This window comes from Streptomyces sp. NPDC096205, assembly GCF_044763135.1.
Lineage (GTDB): Bacteria > Actinomycetota > Actinomycetes > Streptomycetales > Streptomycetaceae > Streptomyces.
This window is the reverse complement of the sequence record NZ_JBIWFS010000005.1, coordinates 177,564-197,586: the sequence shown is the minus strand read 5'-3', so window position 1 is coordinate 197,586 and position 20,023 is coordinate 177,564. Positions and strand designations below refer to the sequence as shown.

The 20,023-nt window shown below is 72.2% G+C and carries 19 protein-coding genes; 4 read left to right on the top strand and 15 right to left on the bottom strand.

Annotated features, from left to right (window positions below):
- Positions 1–21 precede the first annotated feature (21 nt).
- The 8 genes from ACIQ6Y_RS20165 to ACIQ6Y_RS20130 form a co-directional block, all read right to left on the bottom strand.
- Positions 22–1,350, bottom strand: coding sequence for a DUF5685 family protein (locus ACIQ6Y_RS20165; protein WP_404040565.1), 1,329 nt, complete (start codon positions 1,348–1,350; stop codon positions 22–24).
- A complete protein-coding gene (locus tag ACIQ6Y_RS20160) occupies positions 1,251–2,447 on the bottom strand; it encodes an NACHT domain-containing protein (protein WP_404041526.1) in 1,197 nt (398 codons plus the stop codon). The genes ACIQ6Y_RS20165 and ACIQ6Y_RS20160 overlap by 100 nt, the downstream gene beginning before the upstream one ends.
- Positions 2,448–2,825: 378 nt before the next feature.
- A complete protein-coding gene (locus ACIQ6Y_RS20155) occupies positions 2,826–3,482 on the bottom strand; it encodes a DUF1326 domain-containing protein (RefSeq protein ID WP_404040562.1) in 657 nt (218 codons plus the stop codon).
- 113 nt (positions 3,483–3,595) lie between these two features.
- Positions 3,596–4,432 carry a DUF2182 domain-containing protein gene (locus ACIQ6Y_RS20150; protein WP_404040559.1) on the bottom strand — a complete coding sequence of 279 codons (837 nt, stop codon included), beginning with the start codon at positions 4,430–4,432 and terminating at the stop codon, positions 3,596–3,598.
- 379 nt (positions 4,433–4,811) lie between these two features.
- The gene (locus ACIQ6Y_RS20145; protein WP_404040556.1) at positions 4,812–5,819 is read right to left on the bottom strand and encodes an RNA polymerase sigma factor; all 1,008 of its coding nucleotides are present in this window, start codon (positions 5,817–5,819) and stop codon (positions 4,812–4,814) included.
- Positions 5,812–5,997 (bottom strand): hypothetical protein, encoded by a 186-nt coding sequence (locus ACIQ6Y_RS20140; RefSeq protein WP_404040553.1) that lies wholly within the window; start codon positions 5,995–5,997, stop codon positions 5,812–5,814. Before ACIQ6Y_RS20140 ends, ACIQ6Y_RS20145 begins: the two co-directional genes overlap by 8 nt.
- A 661-nt stretch (positions 5,998–6,658) precedes the next feature.
- Positions 6,659–7,303: a LysE family translocator gene (locus tag ACIQ6Y_RS20135; protein WP_404041524.1), complete on the bottom strand. Its 645-nt coding sequence runs from the start codon at positions 7,301–7,303 to the stop codon at positions 6,659–6,661.
- A gap of 633 nt (positions 7,304–7,936) precedes the next feature.
- Positions 7,937–8,680 (bottom strand): SDR family oxidoreductase, encoded by a 744-nt coding sequence (locus ACIQ6Y_RS20130; RefSeq protein ID WP_404040550.1) that lies wholly within the window; start codon positions 8,678–8,680, stop codon positions 7,937–7,939.
- A 104-nt stretch (positions 8,681–8,784) separates the two neighbouring features.
- On the opposite strand from ACIQ6Y_RS20130, the gene ACIQ6Y_RS20125 reads away from it, so the two are divergent.
- Positions 8,785–9,633, top strand: coding sequence for a LysR family transcriptional regulator (locus ACIQ6Y_RS20125; RefSeq protein ID WP_404040548.1), 849 nt, complete (start codon positions 8,785–8,787; stop codon positions 9,631–9,633).
- Between the two features lie 42 nt (positions 9,634–9,675).
- Here ACIQ6Y_RS20125 and ACIQ6Y_RS20120 read toward each other — a convergent pair whose 3' ends face one another.
- Positions 9,676–10,527, bottom strand: coding sequence for a LysR family transcriptional regulator (locus tag ACIQ6Y_RS20120; RefSeq protein WP_404040546.1), 852 nt, complete (start codon positions 10,525–10,527; stop codon positions 9,676–9,678).
- Between the two features lie 81 nt (positions 10,528–10,608).
- On the opposite strand from ACIQ6Y_RS20120, the gene ACIQ6Y_RS20115 reads away from it, so the two are divergent.
- From ACIQ6Y_RS20115 to ACIQ6Y_RS20105, 3 genes are all read left to right on the top strand, one after another.
- Entirely contained in the window at positions 10,609–11,103 is a 495-nt protein-coding gene (locus ACIQ6Y_RS20115; protein ID WP_404040543.1) for a cupin domain-containing protein, read from the top strand.
- 108 nt (positions 11,104–11,211) lie between these two features.
- Entirely contained in the window at positions 11,212–11,571 is a 360-nt protein-coding gene (locus ACIQ6Y_RS20110) for a DoxX family protein (RefSeq protein WP_404040540.1), read from the top strand.
- A 317-nt stretch (positions 11,572–11,888) separates the two neighbouring features.
- Positions 11,889–13,283 (top strand): carbohydrate-binding protein, encoded by a 1,395-nt coding sequence (locus tag ACIQ6Y_RS20105; protein WP_404040537.1) that lies wholly within the window; start codon positions 11,889–11,891, stop codon positions 13,281–13,283.
- Between the two features lie 198 nt (positions 13,284–13,481).
- Here ACIQ6Y_RS20105 and ACIQ6Y_RS20100 read toward each other — a convergent pair whose 3' ends face one another.
- From ACIQ6Y_RS20100 to ACIQ6Y_RS20075, 6 genes are all read right to left on the bottom strand, one after another.
- Positions 13,482–14,606, bottom strand: coding sequence for a serine hydrolase domain-containing protein (locus ACIQ6Y_RS20100; RefSeq protein WP_404040534.1), 1,125 nt, complete (start codon positions 14,604–14,606; stop codon positions 13,482–13,484).
- A complete protein-coding gene (locus ACIQ6Y_RS20095) occupies positions 14,603–15,520 on the bottom strand; it encodes a DUF6895 family protein (protein WP_404040531.1) in 918 nt (305 codons plus the stop codon). Before ACIQ6Y_RS20095 ends, ACIQ6Y_RS20100 begins: the two co-directional genes overlap by 4 nt.
- Positions 15,517–16,524 carry a DUF6895 family protein gene (locus ACIQ6Y_RS20090; protein WP_404040528.1) on the bottom strand — a complete coding sequence of 336 codons (1,008 nt, stop codon included), beginning with the start codon at positions 16,522–16,524 and terminating at the stop codon, positions 15,517–15,519. The genes ACIQ6Y_RS20095 and ACIQ6Y_RS20090 overlap by 4 nt, the downstream gene beginning before the upstream one ends.
- Entirely contained in the window at positions 16,521–17,270 is a 750-nt protein-coding gene (locus ACIQ6Y_RS20085) for a hypothetical protein (protein ID WP_404040525.1), read from the bottom strand. Before ACIQ6Y_RS20085 ends, ACIQ6Y_RS20090 begins: the two co-directional genes overlap by 4 nt.
- 21 nt (positions 17,271–17,291) lie before the next feature.
- Positions 17,292–17,471 carry a hypothetical protein gene (locus tag ACIQ6Y_RS20080; RefSeq protein ID WP_404040522.1) on the bottom strand — a complete coding sequence of 60 codons (180 nt, stop codon included), beginning with the start codon at positions 17,469–17,471 and terminating at the stop codon, positions 17,292–17,294.
- A 262-nt stretch (positions 17,472–17,733) separates the two neighbouring features.
- The gene (locus tag ACIQ6Y_RS20075) at positions 17,734–19,872 is read right to left on the bottom strand and encodes a cellulose binding domain-containing protein (protein ID WP_404040519.1); all 2,139 of its coding nucleotides are present in this window, start codon (positions 19,870–19,872) and stop codon (positions 17,734–17,736) included.
- Between the last annotated feature and the right edge of the window lie 151 nt (positions 19,873–20,023).

The window sequence follows — 20,023 nt, the reverse complement described above, 5'->3', positions numbered from 1 at the left end:
GGATTCACCGCTCACCGTCGTTCAGTCGCAGCAGTCGCAGCAGCACTTGCACGGGTTGCAGCAGCCCCCGCCACCGCAGCAGCCGTCACCCGAGTCACCGCCGGAGCCACCGGAGCGGCCCGACCCCCGACCACCGCCGCCCCAACCGCCGGAGGAACCGCCCGAGTTATTGCCGCTCGATCCGCCGAACCAGCCGTCGCTCCCGGAACCGTCCTGGCGAGAATTGCCGTTGCCGTTGCCGTCGCCGAACTGCCAGGGCTCCGCGTCGTCCGGGCCGTCGTCGTCGTTGCAGGTGCAGCAGTTGGAGCACAACCGGCAGTTGCGGCACAACTGGCGCCACTGGCCACACCGCCGACACTGCTCCTCCGAGGGCCGACCCGACGCCATCGAGGCACCCTGCGGGGCCGCGCCCGTAAGCGCCCCGGCTCCGCAATCCGTCTCCGTGCCGGTCCGCGAGTGCGTTTCCGTCGCCGTACGGCGTCCCAGCCAGGGCAGCATGCGCGGGCCCCGTGTCTGGTGGCGGTGCTGGCGGTGACGATGCAGGGGATCGAAGACGCGGTCGACGGCACGCTCCAACTCGCCGCCCAGCAGTGCCCGTGCCAGCCGCGCGTCGACGAACTCGGCGTCGGACAGGGCGAGTCGGATCCCGTGGACCGCGTCGTCACAGAGCCGGCGGACCTCGGTGCGGTCCGCGCCGGTCACGGTGATCGGGTTCCACGCGCCGGTCGCCTCGTCAGCGTCCAGATCTTCCACCGCGTCGAGCAGATGCGCCAGCCGGCCGAACAGACGGCCGGCCTCCGCCAGCGGCTCGGCGTTTCCCGGGCGGCCGGCGAGCACCGCGGTGTGCGCGAACGCGGCGGCGGTCGCCGTCTCCGTGGGTTCCGTGACCGTCAGAAGCGAGTCGCCGAGGCCGGTCACCCGTTCGATCTCCGATTGCCGGTCAACCGCGTCGAGCAGCACCGCGGTGTCGAAGCCGAGCCGTTCGCCGCCCGCGGCGCCCGCCCGGTCCCAGCCGTGGGCGATCCGGCGCGCCGCCAGCGTCACAGGGCGCCGCCCCAACAGGCCGTCGCCGTCGGCCACATGGTCACGTATTTTCGCCGCGGCCAGCACCAGCGACACGGTCGCCGCCAGCCGGGCACCCTCACCCTGCGCCACGTCCGCCGACCGCATCCCGCGCAGCGGACACGGACCAGCGCCTCGCCGCCAGTCGCCGGTACGCTCCGACTGCGCTTCGGTCAGTACTGAGACGATCAGTCCGTCGTAATTGGTGGCCACCCGTGCGAACTGCCCGTACTCGCCTCGCAGCGCCAGGCACAATCCGCACAGATGCGCCATCCACTCGGTACGCATGCCCTCGCCCAGGCGATGACGGCACGGCCTGATGATTCCGAACATCGACGTTCTCCCCCCCCGTAGACACAGCTGCCACGGCACAGCCGTTCACGCGGCAACGCGGCAGTCGAGGCACGACCGTGCGTGACCCGCAACCGCCCGTCCCTCAACGGGCCACATGCTAAGGCCTGTCCCGCACAAGAGCGTGAGCAGCGGTTTTGCGAACGGCACTTGCACTGCCGCCACAGCCCGTCAGCTACCAGTCGTGGGAGAAGCGGTCGGCAAGTGCTTGCAGCTCTGGGTCGTAAGGCCCCGTTCCACAGGTGTCTCCACGGCGATCTGCTGCAAGCCCCCATGGGAGTCGTCGGCGGAAACCTCGCGGAGGAGCGCCTCGGTGCGGGGGTCGTCGCGCCAGCCACCGGCGAGTGCGCGGATCGCCGCGTCTCCGCTGAACGTATGGGCTCGGCTGGTGACGATGCGCCGGAGCAGGTCCCCGGTCTCCGGGTCGGCGCGCCAGCCCGCCGCCAGGAGGTACAGGGCACCTGCCGGCGCGCGTCCTCGGCCAGCCGCTCGTCGTGTGAGTAGTCGCGCAGGCCGGTTGCCCCGATGGGGTCCGCCGGGAAGGCCGACCGGTACCAGCTGGTCACGAACGCGTCGATCTGTGCCCGGTCGAAGTTCTGCAGCATGTAGGCGCGGAAGCCCGCGCGTTCGAGTACCGCCCGCTGGTACCCGATCACGCGGGATGTCACTACGACACGGGCGCTCGGATAGCGCGCCGCGAATCCGGCGATCTCGTCGGTGACTTCGTCCCTCAGCCGTGGATCGAACAGCTCGTCGAGCCCGTCGAAGATCACGACCGCGCGGCCACCGGAGCGTAGGTACCCCTCTAGCAGGTCTTTCGGCAGGCCCCGTCTGTTCTTGCCATGCAGGTGGTCGACGAGATCCAGGAGAGTGCCCGAGCGCCACTGCGTCTCGGCGTACGCGCGCAGTTCGACCAGGAGGGGCAGTGACCCGGAGAGCGGGGCAAGGTCTGCGTCCATGTCCGTCGCGCCCGCGAGCGCGAGTGCGACGTACCGGGCGAGCATCGACTTGCCCGCGCCCGGATCGCCGAGCAGGACGATCCGCTGAGCGGACTCTTCTCGACCGACAGCGCCGTGAGGATCACGGCAACCGGCCGATGCTGCCCGCCTGGCCCGAACACCCCCAGATCACTGTCCGGCTGCGCCCCTGCCCCCTGACCTCCCCGACCAGCGTGCGTACCGAAGACCGGGCGCGAGCCCAGGCCGAGGCGGAATCGAGGTGTCCCCCCTTGGCCCGACAGGCAGAGTGCCCGACAGTCCCGGTCGGCACCCCGGAAAGCCGTAAATGAGTTCGCGGGCGCCGGCCACCATCTCGGCGTGCCTGCGGCTGTCGGGTGCTTGACCGTCGTCTGGGGTGCAGTGCTGGGACCGCTGCTTCCGGCTCTTGCTGCCGGTGCTTTCTCGTCCCCGCGGTCAGTCGGGTCCCGTCCAGTCGAAGGGGAAGTACTTGCTCGACTTTCCTGAGCGTTCCCAGGAGAAGCCGAACGCGTCGGCGCGGTCGGTGGTGGCACGGCCCCAGGTGGCGATCTGGCCCGGTCCGACTTCGGCGCCGGGGGCGTTGTGGACCTGGACGCGTGCGCCCGCCGGTGTCGTCGGGCCGGTGAGTGCCTCGGCGGCCGCCGTGACCCGGCCCGGGATCTCGGCGCGCCAGGTGGCGAGGTCCTCGTCGACCTCCACCTGGATCGGAGCGATGTCCGTGCCGCGCATCTCGGGCCGGAACATCTCCCCGAACTGTGCCGGCCAGCCGCCCGCCTCACCGCCGAAGATGGTCCCGAGCGCGGCGCGCTGCTGGTCGTCGGCGCGTTCGTCGAGGAAGACCGCGGCGTAGGGGTCGGTGTGCGTGCCGGCCCACGGGTTGCCCTCGAAGGAGCCGAGCATCAGGACGTTGAGATCGTCGAGCCGTACGTCGCCGTAGTTGCCCTCACGGATGTGCCAGACCAGCACACCCTCGCAGTCGCCGTAGGTCGGGGGCTGCGCGAACGTGCAGGGGCACGGTATGGCGCACTTGCACACGTCGAACCAGTCGCCGGCCAGGTGCCAGCGGGTATCGGGAGCGGCCTGTTCCGTCATCTCGCTTCCCTCCCATCGAGCCCCAGGGAGCTCTATCGGAGTGGCGAGACCGCGCGTCCCGAGCCGCACGCGGATCGCGAGGCGGCCTCTTGCCTCCAGCTTGCCGCAGGTGCTCACATGCCGCCCATCGAGGGCGCAGATTCCCGCAGCCCGGGCAGCAGCCAGTCCTGGAACGGAGCCAGCACGGCGAGGACGAGGAAGACGACACCCACCACCCGGGCGAGCAGCGGCCCCCGTGACCACAGCTTCTCCACGAAGATCATCACTGCCAGCCCGGCCATCGCGGCCACGTTCATCACCCCGAGTGGCACGAGGACCACCATCAGTCCCGCGCAGCAGCCGACGCAGTAGCCGCCGTGGTGGATGCCCACCCGCAGATCGCGGGCCGGCTGCCGGAACCCGGCGTAGCGCACCAGCTGGCTCATGGGGTCGCGGCAGTGCCGCAGACAGACGTTCTTGAGGGGGCCGAGCTGATAGAGACCCGCCAGCAGGAAGGCCACTGCGCCGATCCAGCGTCCCGCGGCCGGATGATCGTCCACGAGGTTCCCGGTGAGGGCCAGAGCCGCGTAGGCGAGCAGCCCGAAGGCCGTCCACACCAGCAGATATCCACCCACGAACTCCAGCGTGCGCACCGCCCGGCTCCACCCGGACGACCGCCGCCCGATCCCCCGCACCCAGGTGAGGGCGACCGGCGCCATGGACGGCAGCATCATGGCCGCCATCATCGTCACCCAGAGCAACAAGAACAGCGGCAGGGCCATCCCCATCGTTCCCGGCCCGACCCCCATGTCCCGCGCCTGCCCGACGGTCAGCACCCACGCCGGTACGACGACCAGGAGGATCAGCGACCACGCGATCGCGAGCTCCCGCGCCGGGAGCAGCCCTCCGCCCGCTCCGGTCGGCGCGGGCGACCGGGCGGAGGCGAGGACGGAAGTCCGGAGATGACGCATGGCTGAGCTCTCCTACGTACATTCTCAGGACAGCACGCCCCGCGCCGCACCGCGACTACGCCGATTCCTGCGACGGCAGCCGGCCGGGGGCGCATGGCGAGCATGGGCAGGGTGTGGTCCGCGAGGTCGGCTGCATCCTGGCTCGGGGCGAAGTGGGCGGCCGGCGCGATGCGGGCGGCGCGTTCGGGCAGGGTGCCCCCGGCCGGGCCGGGCAGGATGATGTCGGGGTCGTCGACGCTCAGGTGGAGGCAGTTGTCATTGGATCGGGGCCGGGCTGGCCCCCGCTGGTGCGCGAGGCGGGAGGCCTTGGCGCCGTGGCTTTGGCCGAACGCGTGCGCTCCGCAGGGGCCCTTCCAGCGTGGTCCTCACGGCGCGGGTTCTAGCGCCGGTTGAGGGGCTTGTTGTCGGGGACGCGGCGGTGCCTGCCCGGGCCAGTGGCACTGCTGTGTTCGCGAGGGCGTGGAGTCGTTGATGGCGGTGCGGATGGGGTGAGGCGCAGTTCGTACTCACCGGTGTCGGGGTTGAGCAGCCAATGGTCGGCGGGGTCGATGCTGTCGTCCCGCCCGTACTTTTGCGCGCTGCCGGCCTCGGGGCTGGGGCTGGGGCCGGCGGGAGCCTCTTCTGCCGGCGGGGCGCTGGTGGCCGGCGTACGTCGTTGCAGTGCCTTGATCAGCCGCCGCCACAGTGACGTGTTGTCCGGGCCGGCAACTGCCAGCCCGAGGATGACGGTGGTCAGACCGAGCAACGTGAGCAGGCTCCGTGTCATCGCGGGGCCGGCCGGTGACGGGAGACTTGCGGCAGGGATGATCTCGCGTACTCCGAGCGTCACGGAGCAGGTGATCCACGCGAGGACGGATGTGCCCAGGCCGACGAGCGCGACACGCAGCGTGCGCAGCGCGCGGTGCGCGTGGACGCCCACCGTGCCCGGTGCCACCTTCAGCACCCGCGCCGCTTCCGCATGGGTCATGCCCATCTGCATGAGCAGCACGACCCGGCGTTGCTGCAGTGGCAGGCCCTTCAATGCCTGGGTGACGACGTGGCGCAGCTCGGCCTCGGCGACGGGCTCGGCCGCCGGTTCGTCTTCCAGGCGCACATCCGCGTCCAGGGAGGCGTACCCCCGGCCTGAGTGGTAGAGCCGTGCCGCCCGGTCGATCTCGTTCTGCATGATCTTGTACGTGTAGGCCCGCATTTTGCCGATGGGTTCGGTACGGGCGAGTGCGGCGCTCAGGGCGGTGTGCACGACGTCCTCGGGATCGGCCGACGACCGCGGCACGTCACGGGTGCGCAGCTGCCGGGCGGCGTAGCCCACCATCTTCGTGTACCGCTCCTCGACCAGCGCCCGCAGCGCCTCTGCATGCCCCGCCCCGGGCCTGCCCTCATCAGCCACGACGCCCCCGTCCTCCCGTCCGGCGTCCCTGGGCGCGGAGCACCTGTGACTCGCTCTTGGCGCGGATCACCTCGGCCTTGCCCGCTGCGCGGTTGCGGAACGCGATGCTCTTCAGCACGCTGCTCAGCGCCGGCGCGAAGAGCAGCACCACCAGCATGACGGCTCCAACCCCTGTCATCTCCACGGAGCTCCTTACGTCTGCGGCCCAGCGCCTCACGGTGAAGCAGCGGCCGTACACATGCTGAGAGGTGCAGCGCCGCCGGATCCTTTACATGCGGGCAGAAAAATCTTGGGGCCACCGCGCGGGCCCGCGTTTTGGGGACGGGCCGTGAGCGGTTCGATCCGTCTTCATGCGCGAAGCCACAGGCGATCCGCCGAAGGACCAGAGCGGCACGAAGACGGCGAGCGGGCTCATACTGGCGGGTCGGCTCAGGCGCGGAGGTGAGCTTGTCCGGCACCTGCCCGGGCGGCCCGGTCCCCGGCTTGCTGCGGCCGCCGGGCCCTGATCAGGGAAGGAACTGTGCCTTCGTCGGGGCCGGTTGCGGCCCGGCCCGGTCCGGCTCGACCCAGTGTCGTTGCGGACCCACGTGCGCGGGCGCCTGGCAGACGCTCCAGTTCGCCGGGCATGAAGCCGCAGGATCACCCGCCGTCCCGGGGCTCGGGGGATGCCGGTGAACGCCAAGGCCCGGCCCGGGTAAGCGAACTGCGTGACCGCCCTCGGGTCCTCGGCCTGACAGAAAGCTCACCGGCCTCGCGTCAACCGAAGCCGGCATCAGCTCCTCAGCCGATGTGGCAGGTGCCTCAGCGGAGCACTGGTCTCACGGGTCCACATGCATGGCTCAGGCCGAGGCAGGCGTACGGGAGAGGGCTGTGCGCAGCGCGAAGACACCGAGCAGGCCGCCTGCCGTGAACCGCTGAGCGGTCATCACGCGGGGCCGGGCAGTCAGGAACCCCGACACCCGTGCCGCACCCAGCATGATCAGAGCGTTCACGGAGATCCCCACGATGATCTGCACACCACCGAGCTGCATCAGCTGTGCCCAGGCCGGACCCGCCTGCGGATCCATGAACTGGGGCAGAAGAGCGGCGTACATGAGAGCGATCTTGGGGTTGAGCAGATTGGTCAGGAGCCCCATCGCGAACAGTCGGGTGTCGGAGACCGGAGGCAGGTCCGGGGCCGGAGCGAAGGGTGAGCGGCCTCCGGGCCTGAGCATGCCCCAGGCCAGGTAGGCCAGGTAGGCGGCCCCGGCGAGCTTGACCACCGTGAACGCCAGCGGCACGGCGGCGAACAACGCGGACAGGCCGGCGGCCGCGGCCAGCAGATAGCACAGGAAGCCCACAGCGGTCCCGCTCAGGCTGACCAGGCCGGCCCTGCGGCCTTGGGTGATCGCGCGGGAGGCGAGGTGGATCATGTTCGGTCCAGGAGTCAGGGCCATGCCCAGTTCGACCAGGGCCACCCCTCCCACTGCGGCCAGGCTGATCACTGTCAACTCCCGATCGTCTGCCCGGGCACCTGGCACCCGGCATGGGCGGCGCCTGGCGGTGAAGGACGGCGGCGACGCACAGGCGGTTCCCTGCGTCGCCGACCTCAGGATACGGCCCCGCTGTTCGCCGTCTGCGTGCACCCTCACTCCAGCCGGCCAACGACATCAACGACTGCCCCGTGAACGCGTCGCGATTTCCGAGTGATCGGCCGGGCAGGTCCCAGCATCATCATGGTCGGCTCGTCCTCAGCATCCCTGTCACGGACAGACGACCGGCGCAACTCCACTGTCAGCGAGCTCGCTTGACGCACTACCTGTTCCACGGACGCGGCCGACGAGCCCGCCGGGAACTGCCTGAACGGTTCGCCCGTGGAAGACGGTCTACGAACGCCACTTGCTGTGGTCGGCCGACGGCACCTGGGAACACTTACTCCAGCAGGTCCAGGCCGGAGCCGGCGCTGCGGGCGCGGCCGCCGGCGCCGCGGCCGCGCAACCTGGCCCGCCCGCCCAGGCTGCGCCGCCGCCCCGCACCCCTCCCAGCTGGCGCGGGCCCGCCCACGGGTCATCCCGTGGCGGCTCTCCGGCGTATCTGGGTCATGCCCCGTACGGGGTGGCTCAGTTGGCCGGACGCGCTTACCAGGGCACCTCGCCCTCGTCGTCGAAGAAGCGGCCCGTCGGCCCGTCGTCCGGTACGGTCGCCAGCCGGATCGCCGAGGCCGCCCCCTGCCGTGGGGTGCGCACTCCCCGGAAGCCGTTGAGGTCGGTCGCGGTGTAGCCGGGGCAGACCGCGTTGATCAGGACGTTCGTGTCGGCCAGTTCCTTGGCGTACTGCACGGTGACGGCGTTGAGGAACGTCTTCGACGGTGAGTACGCGACGGCGATCGGGCCGATTTCTGTGCCGGGCGTGGTCTGGAGCGTGAGGGAGCCGACGCTGCTGGAGACATTCACGATCCGCGGCGACGGCGAGCGGCGCAGCAGCGGCAGCAGGGCGTTGGTGACGCGGATGACCCCGATCACGTTGGTCTCCACGGCCGCCCGCACCCGGTCCACGTCGACGGTGGTGGGCTCCTGAGGTCCGCCGCCGGTGATGCCCGCGTTGTTGACCAGTGCATCGAGCCGTCCGGCCCGCTCCTCCAGCAGCCGGGCCGCCGCCGTCACGCTCGCGTCGTCGGTCACGTCCAGCGGTACGCCGAACGCGTCGATTCCGTCTGCGCGCAGCTTCTCCACAGCGGCCTCGCGCCGCCCCTCGTTCCGCGCCCCGACCCCGACGGACCAGCCGAGGGCGCCGAGCCCGGCGGCTATCTCGTAACCGATGCCCTTGTTGGCCCCGGTCACCAGCGCGACCTTCTTCACGTTCACGATGTTCTTCTCACTCATGGCATCGATGCTGCTCCCGCGCCCGGCCAAGCGTCCAAGACCGATCGGGTGGGCGGCGATACCGCCCGGGTATCGCTGCTGGCCGGCCCGGTTACGCTGGCGGGGTGGAGACACGTGAGCTGCGGTACTTCGTCGCGGTCGCCGAAGAGTTGCACTTCGGCCGGGCCGCGCGGCGGCTCGGGATCGCCCAGCCCCCGCTGTCGCGGGCGATCGGAGGACTCGAACGGCGCCTGGGCGCCGCCCTCCTGGAGCGCGGCAGCCGGGGCGTCGCTCTGACCGAGGCCGGGGCGGTGCTGCTGCGGGAGGCGCGGGCGGCGCTGGACGCCGTCGAGGCCGCCGAGCGGCGCACCCGCCGGGCCGCCCTCACCGCGGCCGGCCGCCCGGCAGTGGTCCTCGCCGCGAAGGCGGGCGCCTCCGGCGAACTCCTGGCGAAACTCCTCGACGCCTACGCCGCCGAACCCGGCGCCGTCGCCGTGGACGTCATGCTGTGCGGGCCGGGCGAGCAGGCAGGGATGCTGCGCGACGGCCGGGCCGATGTGGCGTTGTTGCACCGGCCGTTCGACGACATGGCCGGCTTCGACACCGAGGACCTGCACACCGAGGGGCAGGTCGCGATTCTCCCGGCGGGCCATCCCCTCGGCGTCCGCCCCCACCTGCGGCTCGCCGAGGTCACCGGCCTTCCCGATCTGCCCCTGCCCCGTTGGCCGCGTCCCGACGGGTCCTTCCCGGACGGGCCGGGCCCGCAGGTGCGCGACCATACGCAGCTCACCCAGCTCATCGCCCTCGGCCGTGCCTGCGCGGTCGTTCCGGAGTCGGGCCGCACCGGCCTCCGCGAGGGCCTCATCGCTGTGCCCGTCCTCGACGCTCCCCATGTCACCACGGTCATCGCCTGGCCCGTACACAGCCGTTCGACGGCGGTAGCGGGGCTGGTCCGCGCCGCCACCGCCTTGTAGCGAGTGTTTTCCGATCGGCGTCATCACTCACGGTTACGGTGCTCAGTGACGGTACGCGGTTGTCGCGATCTCGATGAAGGATCGGATCAACGGGTTGGTGTCACCCTCGTTCCACACCGCCACGACGCGGCTCGGCGGCATGTCGATCAGCGGCACCACGGCCAGTTCCGTGGGCAGGTCGTGTCCGAGCGGGGCCAGGCCGACGGTGCCGTTCCACAGTACGGCTTGCAGGCATTCCTGGACGGTGCGCACGACTGGGCCCTCGCGGGGCCTGTCGCCGTTCCAGTACGACTGCCAGATGGGGTCGGTGTCCTGTGGGAGCTGGAACCAGTGACGGTTGCTCAGGTCGGCCAGCCGCAGTCCCTCGCGGCGGGCCAGCGGATCGTCGGCGCGCACGACCACGCCGACCGGGTCGGTCCGCAGTGCACGCACGCTCAGGGCTGTCTCGTCGAACGGCGCCCGGGTGAGGGCGACGTCGACCAGTCCGGCGCGCAGCCCGCAGGTCGGGTCGGTCAGATCGGTGTCGCGGATGCGGATGTCGACGCCGGGGCGGCTTCGGCGGTAGGCGGCGGCCAGCCTGGCCACTCCGGGGTCGGTGCCGTCGCCCAGGATGCCGATGGTGATGGTCGCGACGCCGGCCGCCGCGCTCACGCGTACCCGGACGCGGTCGGCGTGGTCGAGCAGGGCCCGCGCCTCGTGGAGCAGGACCGAGCCCGCCGCAGTGAGTGTGACCCCCGTGGGGGAGCGGGCGAACAGCAGGGCCCCGAGATCGGCCTCCAACTGCTTGATCGCCCGGCTCAGCGGCGGCTGACTCATGTGCAGTCGGGTGGCGGCCCGGCCGAAGTGGAGTTCCTCGGCGACCGCCACGAAGTAGCGCAAGGTCCGTAGCTCCACGCTGCAACGATACCTACGAGGTATCGGCGCCGCGGGACGGGTCTTGGACACGGGCAGGTCCCCGGCGGTGCACTCGTGAGCATGACCGAAGAAGTGAAGGCCGGCGAGCCGCCGACCCACCCCGCTGTGTCGGTGGTGGGTCCCGGCGACGGCGAGACGATCGTTCTGGGCACCACACACATGCGCGTTCTGGAGGACGGCAGCCACACCGGGCACCGCCTCGCGATCGCCGAGTCCGTCCTCGCCCCGCGCACCCAGGGACCGCCGCAGCACCGCCACGCCGAACACGACGAGGGCTTCTACATCCTCTCCGGCACCGTGCGGTTCACCGTCGGGGAGCAGGACTACGACGCCGCCGCGGGCACGCTCGTGATGGTTCCGCCCGGCACCCCGCACACCTTCGCCAACCTGACCGACCAACCCGCCGTCATGCTCAGCACCTTCACCCCCGACCTGTACGTGCAGTACTTCCGAGACCTCCAAGAGGTGCTCGCAGGCGGCCGGTCGCTGACTCCACAGGCCAACATCGACGCGATGAGCCGCTACGCGACCGAGCCCGCCACCGACTTCGCCTGATACCACCGACGCGGCACGACCAGGCCACCCTCCTTTCGACCGGCATAGCCCCTGGCGCACGACGCAATCGACGGGCCCCCGCGAGCCGGTGGCCCATGAACGGGAACCATGAACCTCGCCTATTGGATCGTCGCGGGACCGCTCGCGCTCTTCTACTTCTACGCAGGCACGCTGAAGGTGATCCGCAGCCGCGATCAACTCCGCCCGATGATGGCCTGGGTCGACCACATACCCCTGCCTGCCGTCAGAGCGCTGGGGGTGGTCGAAACACTCGGCGCGGCCGGCCTGATCCTGCCGCCGCTGACCGGCATCGCTCCCTCGCCGGCACCGGCCGCGGCCATCGGCTTCGTACTCCTGCAGGTCGGCGCGATCGCCGTCCACCTGAGGGGCGAAGACCGCCGGATCGCGCTCAACGCCGGGCTGATGGTCGCCGCGGCCGTGACCGTCTGGCCGGCCACCCGGCTGTGATCGAGCAGTCCGACGCTGTTCCTGTGCCGTCGGCCCGCACGTGTCCGGCGGCAGCGTCACGTCGGGCGTGAGGTAGAGGCTCACCTCGCAGACACTCGCGGCCGGGTCCTCGCGCGGCACCGTGCGGTGCCTTGCCGCACCCCGCGTACCCGATGCACCCGCCGCGCCCGGCGGCCTACTGCACTTGCCACCCCCCACGTCCCCCATCGCGGGAAACACCTCCGCCGCCGCGATGAGCCGTGGACATCGCGTCAAGGGCTATGGCCTACGACGTCCGACGTCCCGACCCCTCTCATCCGGACCCTAGGAGGCCCCGTATGGTCGGCAGACACACCGCGCGCACAGCCCGAGCCGCCCTGCTGGCGGTAGGCGCCCTCGTCCTGACCGCCGCGCACACCACGGCGGGTGCCGCGTCCCCGCCAGCCGCCGCTCCCCTTCCGTCCCCGGCGCAGGCACTCGGCGCGGGCCGTCCCGACGCCGCGGTGCTGCGGGCACTGCAGCGGGATCTGCATCTGACCCCCTCCCAGGCCATGACCCGCCTGGCCAACGAGGCCGAGGCGGGCGCTCGGGCGGGACTGCTGCGCAACTCCCTCGGCGATCACTTCGCCGGGGCCTGGCTGAGCGGCACCACCTCCGCCCTGCTCACGGTCGCCACCACCCGCGCCGCCGACGCGGCCGCCATCCGCGCGCAGGGCGCCGAGGCCGCGGTCGTCCCCGCATCGCTGGCCGACCTGCGGGCCGTGAAGGAGAAGCTCGACGCGGCCGTCACCCGCGCCGACGGTGTGAACACGCCGGTGCGTTCCATCGACGTACGCACCAACCGGGTCGTCGTCCAGGCCACCACCCGCGCCGCGGCGCAGTCGCTGATCGCACGGGCGGGGGTGGCGGGCCAGCGGATCAGCGTGCGCCTGTCCGAGTACCGGCCCCGCGCCCTGGCGGACATCGTCGGGGGCGACCCGTACAACATCGACGACACCTACCGCTGCTCCGTCGGCTTCTCCGTGACCAAGGGCGACCAGAAGGGGTTCGCCACGGCCGGCCACTGCGGGGAGCGCGGTTCGACGACCACCGGGGCGGGCGACGCCGCGCAGGGCACCTTCCAGGCCTCGACCTTCCCCGGCAAGGACATGGCGTGGGTGGGGGTCACCGGCGGCTGGACCGTCACCCCCAAGGTGCGGGGCCAGGACGGCGCGACGGTCGACGTGGCGGGCTCGGTGCAGGCGCTGGTGGGCGCCTCGGTGTGCCGCTCGGGCTCCACCAGCGGCTGGCACTGCGGCACCATCGAGCGGGAGAACGCCACGGTCACCTACGAGGAGGGCACCGTCAACGGGCTGACCGGGACGACGGTGTGCGGCGAACCCGGCGACTCCGGCGGGCCGTACGTCGCGGGCGCGCAGGCGCAGGGCGTCCTCTCGGGCGGCTCCGGGGACTGCACGAGCGGCGGCACCACGTTCTTCCAGCCGATCAACCCGCTGCTGAGCGACCTCGGTCTCACCCTGGTGAGCGCGGCCGCCGAGGAGACCCCGTCGGCCCCGCCCGCGTCGCCCGGCCCCGAGGAGACCCCGGCGGCCGATGCCTGGACCGCCGGCCGGGTCTACGAGGCGGGAGCGACGGTCACCTACGGCACGGTCCGCTACCAGTGCCTGCAGGCCCACCAGTCGCAGGCGGGCTGGCGGCCGGAGGGCACGCCCGCGCTGTGGCAGCGTCTGTGAACCCGGCCTGACCGGTCCGGCGCGCGGGAACCGCCACCCGCGCGCCGGACCGGATCAGTGGTCGGTGAGGAGCCCGTACGCCGGACCGGGTCGGTCGTCGGCGAGGAGCCCGTACGCCGGACCGGGTCAGTCGTCGGCGAGGAGCCCGTACGCCGGACCGGGTCGGTCGTCCGTGAGGAGCCCGTACGCCGGACCGGGTCAGTCGTCGGCGAGGAGCGCGTACGCCGTGGCGATGAAGGGGTCGCCGGCCCGGAACCTGCGGGTGCACAGGGCCGCCAGCGCTGTCCCGGTGTCGGGCCGGAAGCCCAGGAAGGACTGCTGGCCGAGCGTGGCTCCGCTGTGGAAGTACATCGGCCCGCCGTCCGTCGGGTGCCGGAACCAGGTGAGCGTGTGCGTGTGCCGGTGGCCCAGCCCCCGGCGCAGCACCGGGACGCGCACCGACCGCAGCGCGTCCTCGAGGGGCGTTCCGGCCGGATCGAGGTGCGCCTCCAGGAACGTGAGCAGATCGTGCGGGGTGGCCCGGACGGCGCCGGCCGCCCGGAACCCGCCCGCGTCGAAGCTGAGGGTGGGTGTACGGCCGTCCTTGCCGTGCCCCGTCGCGTCCGTGGCCGGGGAACCCGCCCGCAGCGTGGTGCCGTGCAGGCCGAGCGGATGCAGGACGTGCTCGGTGACCAGGTCCTCCCAAGGCGTCCCGGTCACCGCGGCCAGAGCGTGGCCCAGTACGGCGACCCCGAAGTTGGAGTAGTGCCAGCGGCTGCCGGGCCGGTGCCGTGGCCTGGCCCGCAGGAAGGCGGCGACGACCCGGTCGTCCGGGTAGCGGCCGTAGGGCTGGGTGCGCCAGGCGGGCAGGGCGCGGACGACGAAGTCGGCCGGCAGCGCGGGCAGTCCGGAGGTGTGGGTGACCAGGTGCGCGAGGGAGATCACGCCGGTGCGCGCGGCCTGGCCGGGTGCCAGGCAGGCGGCCGCAGACTCGCCGCCGGTGAGCCGCCCGAGCCGGATCAGCTGGGCGAGCAGCAGGCCGGTGAACGTCTTCGAGGCGGACCCGATCTCGTAGCGCAGGTCCTCCCGGGGGGTGTCGGCGGAGCGGTGACCGCCGCAGCGCACGACACGCCTGCCGTGCCGGGACAGGGCGAACACGGCGTCGAGCGCGTCGGCGGCGTCCACGGCGGCCGCGAGCCGCTCCTCGACGTCATCGGCCCCGACGGCCCCGACGGCCCCGACGGCCCCGGCGAGGGGCGGTGCCGCGGTCGCGGGCGGTGCTACGTCGGTGTCCTCGTCGAGCGGTGCCGCTTCGGGCCAGCGGGTGCGAGGCTCGCCGGTCATGACGCCTCCGCCAGGTCGCTCAGGGACCGCGAGGTGGCGAGGGTGGAGGCGAACGCGGCGACCAGCGTGGGGTGGTAGACCACGTCGAACACCTCGTCCCTGTCCCCGGTCGGCATCGTCCGCAGCGCGGGCATGGCCCCGTCGGGCTGCTGGGCCGCGGCGAACGCCTCCCACGCCCGCTGGTCGAAGGTGGGCCGCGGCAGACAGGCGTCGACCACGAGCAGCTCGCCGAGCAGGTCCCAGCGCTGCAGGTCCAGCCAGTCGTCCAGCCACACAGGCAGCCACAGGGACAGGTAGCCGGCGGTGTCCGGGGGCAGCCCCTCGGGGTGTTCACCCCAGTCGGTGAGGTGGAAGACCGCGTGGGTGATGTCGTAGGCGGTGTGGCCCTCCACCGTCCACGGCTCGGGCCGGCGGGCCAGCCAGGTCCGGCGGAACACGTCGGCCTCGGTGGGCCGCGGGGCCAGACCGGCGCGGCGCTGGAAGGCGGACAGGCCCAGTCGCCGGGTGGGTGTGGTCTCGAACGCGGACCAGCTGCCGAGCCGGTGGTTCAGCTCGGTGGCACGCTCCACCTCCGGGCAGCGGTAGCCCAGTTCCCGGAAGGCGAGGTGCACTTCGAAGGGGATCGGCGAGAACGGCTCGGTGCGCTGCCCGCGGACGAGCAGGCGGCCGCCGTCGAGGGTGTCGCGCCACACGTGGTCCAGGAGTCGGCGGGCCAGCTCCGCCTGACGCGATCCGGCCACGCCCTCACGGAAGAGCACCTTGCATACGAGCGCGAGTTCCCCGATCGGCTTGAACCGCTCCAGGAAGCCGACTTCGGGGTCCGCGTCGGGCTCAAGGCGGAAACCGTCGCGGTGGCCCCACAGCCATTCGAGCGCGCGGACACCCACGGTGTGCATCAGGGCTGTGCCGGTCATGCGTGTGCTCCTTCCCCGTCGTGGGCGGGGCGGCAGCCGAGGGTCAGGACACCCGCGAAGGCGGCCATGAGGGTGGAGTGGTAGCAGTCGAGGAAGGCCGGCTCCCCGTCGCCGCCGCCCGCCTCCTCCGGGATGGCACCGCTCGGGCGTTGGGCGGCGGCGAGCGCGGTCCAGGCGTCGTCGAGGGCGGCGCACAGACCGGGGCCGGGGGTGCCGGGTGCCACGGATGCGGCGTGCTCGGGCGGGACCGGCGGGCTCGCGGCCTGATCGGCCGGGACCGGGAACGGGACCGGGAGGCTCGCCGCCACGGCCACGAGTTCGCAGGCCAGGTCCCACAGGCCCGCGTCCAGGCACGTGTCGAGCCACGGCGGCAGCCACAGCTCCAGGTAATCGACCAGGTCGGCGGGGACACCTGGGCCGCCGCGCCCCCAGTCGGTGAGGTGGAAGACGACGTGGGTGAGCGCGTAGCCGGAGAGCCGTTCAAAGGCCCACGGTTCGGGCAGCCCGCCCAGCCAGGTGCGGCCCAGTACTTCGGGGACCTCCCCCTCGGGATGTCGGCCGCAGTGCCGCTCGGCGAAGAGGACGCCCAGCCGCCGCACCGGCACCTGCTCGACCAGCCGGCGGCCGCGCGTCTCGGTCAGCCTGGCGGACAGCGAAACGAAGGGCTCGTACCGCAGTCCGGCCGACGCGAACGCCGCGTACACCTCCAGCGGATACGTCGAGAAGGGTTCGCGGCGCTGCTGCCGTACGAGCAGCTCGCCCTGCCCGGTCTGCTTCCACGCGAAGGCCAGCAGGTCCGCCGCCCGGGCGTGCAGCGGATCCGGCGCGGTGGTGTGGCGCAGGGCGGTCGAGCAGACCTGGGCGAGCTCGCCGAGCGGTTTCCAGGTCGTGTTCACGGCGCCCGCGCTGTCCAGGACCTCGTCCGGCAGCACGAACCGTTCGCGCTCCTCGGAGACCCAGGCGAGCGCCGCGTCCACCACCCCTCGCACGTCCGCGGCCGTCATACGGGCACTCCGGTGCGCATCAGGCGGGCCGCCCGTACCTGCAGGGCCACGCAGGCGTCGTCGCCTCCCATCAGTTCCATAAAGTCCAGGCCGGTGTCCAGCCCCAGCGTCTCCGGTACGTCCCGGAGCAGCGCCAGCCAGCGCCCCGCTCCGGCGGCCTGCCGCCAGTCCCGGCGGCGTACGGCCCGTACGAAGCCGCGGCTGAGGTCGACGACCCGCTGCTGGGCGCCGCGCGCGACGGGGCCGTCCTCGCCGGGCACGGCGAGGGCCGCCAGTAGGGCGAGGCGGTGGGTGAGGGTCTGCCAGGAGTCGTCCCGCAGCCAGCCGGTGTCCGGATCGACGGTCGAGCCGGGCGGGCCGGGCGAGGTGGGAGAGTCGGGGTCGTCGAGGGAGGGGAGTGGTGTGTGGGTGAGGCCGGCGTCGGCTCGGCGCAGGGCGCGGACCATGCCCCAATGGCTCCAGGCCACGGTGGGGGCCGCGTCCGGACGCGGCGGGAAGGCGCGGACGGCCTCTTGGACAGCGGCCCGTTCGGGCTCACTCGGTGCGGTGCGGAAGAGAAGGCGGGGCAGGAGCAGATCGGCTCCCAGCACCCGTACGGCCGCGAGGACCACGCCGTTCGCCGTCCCGTCCCGCAGTACATCGCCGGAGGGGGAGGCGTGGCCACCGCCGTGGAGGGCGGAGGCCACGCCCGAAGCGAGGTCCTGCACCGCGCCCTGGAGAAGGGCGGAGGTACGTGACTGCTCCATGTGATGCTCCCGTCGAGCCGCTCAGCCCTTCTTCGGGCGGGGGGTCGGCGGAGACAGCAGCAGCGTGGTGGTTCCACCCTGCAGAGCCAGGGCGGCGCACTCCCTGCTGTCGCGGTAGACCCCGTCGGGCTCGGCGGGGGCGAGAACTTCCTCGAGTTCGATGCCGGTGACTTCGTCGGTCAGGCGTTCGGTGGCAGTCATGTCACCATCTCCTTTCGGTTCCGGCTGGATTTCCCACCACCCCGGTTCACCGATTTTCCCGGGATGATGCAAAATTCCCGTAGGTCACTTCTGTCCCTTTTTCAACATTTGCCCCATGGGTCGCAGGGTGGAGAGAACCACCCGCTTCTCGCGGATCATGACTGCGCGGGCCGCGGTGTCCGCCGTCGCTTCCTCGTGCCTCTGTACGGTCTTTTCCGCCACAGGTGGGCACGCGTCGGTCCTCCCTGGCGGGACTGGCCACTCAACCCCCGGAGCAGACAGCGCCGTTGAGGCGGAAGGCGCTCGGCTCGGGGTTGGGTCCGTCGTTGGCGCCGACGAAGCCGAACGAGACCGTTGACGCACCGTCCGGGGCCAGCGGCCCGGCGCCCTCGGGTGCGGTCACCCGTACGTGCCGGCCGGTCTGGTGGAACGTGGCGTTCCAGCCGGAGGACACCGACTGGCCGTCGGTCGGCCAGTCCCAGTCCATGGTCCAGCCGGTGACCGGGGTGTCCGACAGGTTCCGTACGGTGACCGTGGCCACGAAGCCGTTGCCCCAGCCCGTGTCGGGGTGGTACGTCACCGCGCAGGGGGCGTCGGACGGAGTGCCGGTGGTGAAGGTCAGCGGATCGGACGGGGCGGAGAGTCGTCCCGAGGCGTCGGAGGCCAGCACGTTGACCGTGTGGGTGCTGCCCGGCGGCAGGTTCCCCAGGGTCACGGACGTGCCGGTGGTCTCGCCGACCAGCCAGGTGTGCGCGCCGTCGCGCTCCTGGACGAGGTAGCGGGTGGCGCCGGGCGCGCCCGCCCAGGACAGGCGGCCGGTGGTGCCGGTCACGGCGTCCAGTCTCGGCGTGCCCGGGGTGCCGGCGGCCGAGGCTTCGGGCCCGGTGCCGGGCCGCGGGGTGAGGGTGACGGCGAGCATCCCGTACGGCGGCACGGTGACCCGCGAGGCGGACGCCCCGCTGCCCGTGACGTCGGTGACGTCGTTGTCGCCGCGCGCGTAACGGCTTGCCTCGGGTGTGGCGACGGACGGCGTGAACCCGGTGTAGGCGAGGTCGACGGTCCGTGCGGCGTCGGGGTTCTTGTTGATGAGCAGGACGCTCAGGCGCCCGTCGCGGCGGTGCACCGCGTGTGCGGAGACGTCCCGCGCGGACGACACGGCGGCGACCAAGGTGTCGCCGGCGGTGCCCAGTTCGCTGGTCATCTTCATGCCGTAGTACGGGTGGAACGGCGTGTTGGGCGCCGGTTCGCAGAACTCGCCGGTGCAGCCGCCGCTGGAGAGCATCCCCATGTCGCCGTAGTCGGTCTCACCGTCGACGGTGGTGATCCGATCCGCGCCGTTGTGGGTGTTCCACCAGTCGACGTTGAAGACGCCGTTCTCCAGCGCCGTCAGGAACGCGTCGGCGGCGAACAGACCGTTGGGGCGTGCGGTGAGCATGGCTCCGCCGGTGTTGGTGTTGACTTCCGTGAGGGCGATGCCGATGCGCGGGGAGTCGGCGCCCGCGTACCGGTCGATCTGGTTGCGCACCTCACGCAGTTCGCCGGGCAGCCGGGTCAGACGGGCCATGGCGGCGTCGGCCGTGGTGTCGGAGCCGCCCGCGTACCAGTGGACGCTGACGAAGTCGATGACGTCGGTGACTTGGGAGAGCACCGTGTGGTTCCAGTCGCCCGGATCACCCGCGCCGACGACGCCGTCCGGCCAGTTGCCCGGGGCGGTGAGCACCGCACCGATCTTGATGGTCGGGTCGACGGCCTTCATCGCGAGGGCGTAGGCGCGGACCTGACGGGCGTACTCCTGGGGGCTCTTGTCCGGGTGATCGTCGTGCTCCCAGCCGCTGCCGTAGTGGCCGTTGCCGTAGATCTCGTTGCCGATCTCCCAGTACTTCGCGTCGTAGTCCTTGGTGACGTTCGCGTACCGGACCCAGCCGGCCGCCTCCTGGGGCGTGCCCGAGCCGTAGTTGGCGATCAGGATCGGCTGCGCCCCGGTGGCGCGGACGGTGCCCATGAAGGCGTCGAAGCCGGTGCCGGGGGCGACGTATCCGCCGGGAGCGGTGTGCGTCTGCCAGTGGTAGATGTCGGCGTACGATCCGCCCGGATAGCGCATCGCTCCCACGTCGGCCACCTTCATGAGGGCGGCGACCTCGGGGTCGTTCATGTGCGAGTCCCACACGGCCGCGTTGACGCCGCGCGCGGTGTCGGTCAAGCGGCCCAGAGACGCCTGTGTGTTGACCTGGACCTCGACGTCCGCGGCGGGTGTCTCCTGCACGGCGGCGGCCGCGATGCCGGCGGCGCCGAGCGGGGACAGCAGGGAGAGCGCGGCGGCCAGGGCGGCGGCGGTACGTGCGAGGTGGCGCGGGCGGCCGGCGGCGCGAGCCGGCCGACGTGATCTCTGCGGTGGGGCCATGGGGTCCTCCCTCGGGGGGCCGGCGGCACGGACGGCTCGCCGGGCGTCGAGCCGTACGACGGGACGGGCTGAGGCACAAATGCGACGGGACGTGCTGGGGCACAGGTGTGGGAGCGCTCCCATGACGGTCCATCATGGGGACGGTGACGAT

Coding starts and splice junctions, on each gene's coding strand:
- ACIQ6Y_RS20165 (WP_404040565.1), bottom strand. CDS start 1,350: ATGCGTACCGAGTGGATGGCGCATCTGTGCGGATTGTGCCTGGCGCTG.
- ACIQ6Y_RS20155 (WP_404040562.1), bottom strand. CDS start 3,482: ATGACGGAACAGGCCGCTCCCGATACCCGCTGGCACCTGGCCGGCGAC.
- ACIQ6Y_RS20150 (WP_404040559.1), bottom strand. CDS start 4,432: ATGCGTCATCTCCGGACTTCCGTCCTCGCCTCCGCCCGGTCGCCCGCG.
- ACIQ6Y_RS20140 (WP_404040553.1), bottom strand. CDS start 5,997: ATGACAGGGGTTGGAGCCGTCATGCTGGTGGTGCTGCTCTTCGCGCCG.
- ACIQ6Y_RS20130 (WP_404040550.1), bottom strand. CDS start 8,680: ATGAGTGAGAAGAACATCGTGAACGTGAAGAAGGTCGCGCTGGTGACC.
- ACIQ6Y_RS20115 (WP_404040543.1), top strand. CDS start 10,609: ATGACCGAAGAAGTGAAGGCCGGCGAGCCGCCGACCCACCCCGCTGTG.
- ACIQ6Y_RS20110 (WP_404040540.1), top strand. CDS start 11,212: ATGAACCTCGCCTATTGGATCGTCGCGGGACCGCTCGCGCTCTTCTAC.
- ACIQ6Y_RS20105 (WP_404040537.1), top strand. CDS start 11,889: ATGGTCGGCAGACACACCGCGCGCACAGCCCGAGCCGCCCTGCTGGCG.
- ACIQ6Y_RS20100 (WP_404040534.1), bottom strand. CDS start 14,606: ATGACCGGCGAGCCTCGCACCCGCTGGCCCGAAGCGGCACCGCTCGAC.
- ACIQ6Y_RS20095 (WP_404040531.1), bottom strand. CDS start 15,520: ATGACCGGCACAGCCCTGATGCACACCGTGGGTGTCCGCGCGCTCGAA.
- ACIQ6Y_RS20090 (WP_404040528.1), bottom strand. CDS start 16,524: ATGACGGCCGCGGACGTGCGAGGGGTGGTGGACGCGGCGCTCGCCTGG.
- ACIQ6Y_RS20085 (WP_404040525.1), bottom strand. CDS start 17,270: ATGGAGCAGTCACGTACCTCCGCCCTTCTCCAGGGCGCGGTGCAGGAC.
- ACIQ6Y_RS20080 (WP_404040522.1), bottom strand. CDS start 17,471: ATGACTGCCACCGAACGCCTGACCGACGAAGTCACCGGCATCGAACTC.
- ACIQ6Y_RS20075 (WP_404040519.1), bottom strand. CDS start 19,872: ATGGCCCCACCGCAGAGATCACGTCGGCCGGCTCGCGCCGCCGGCCGC.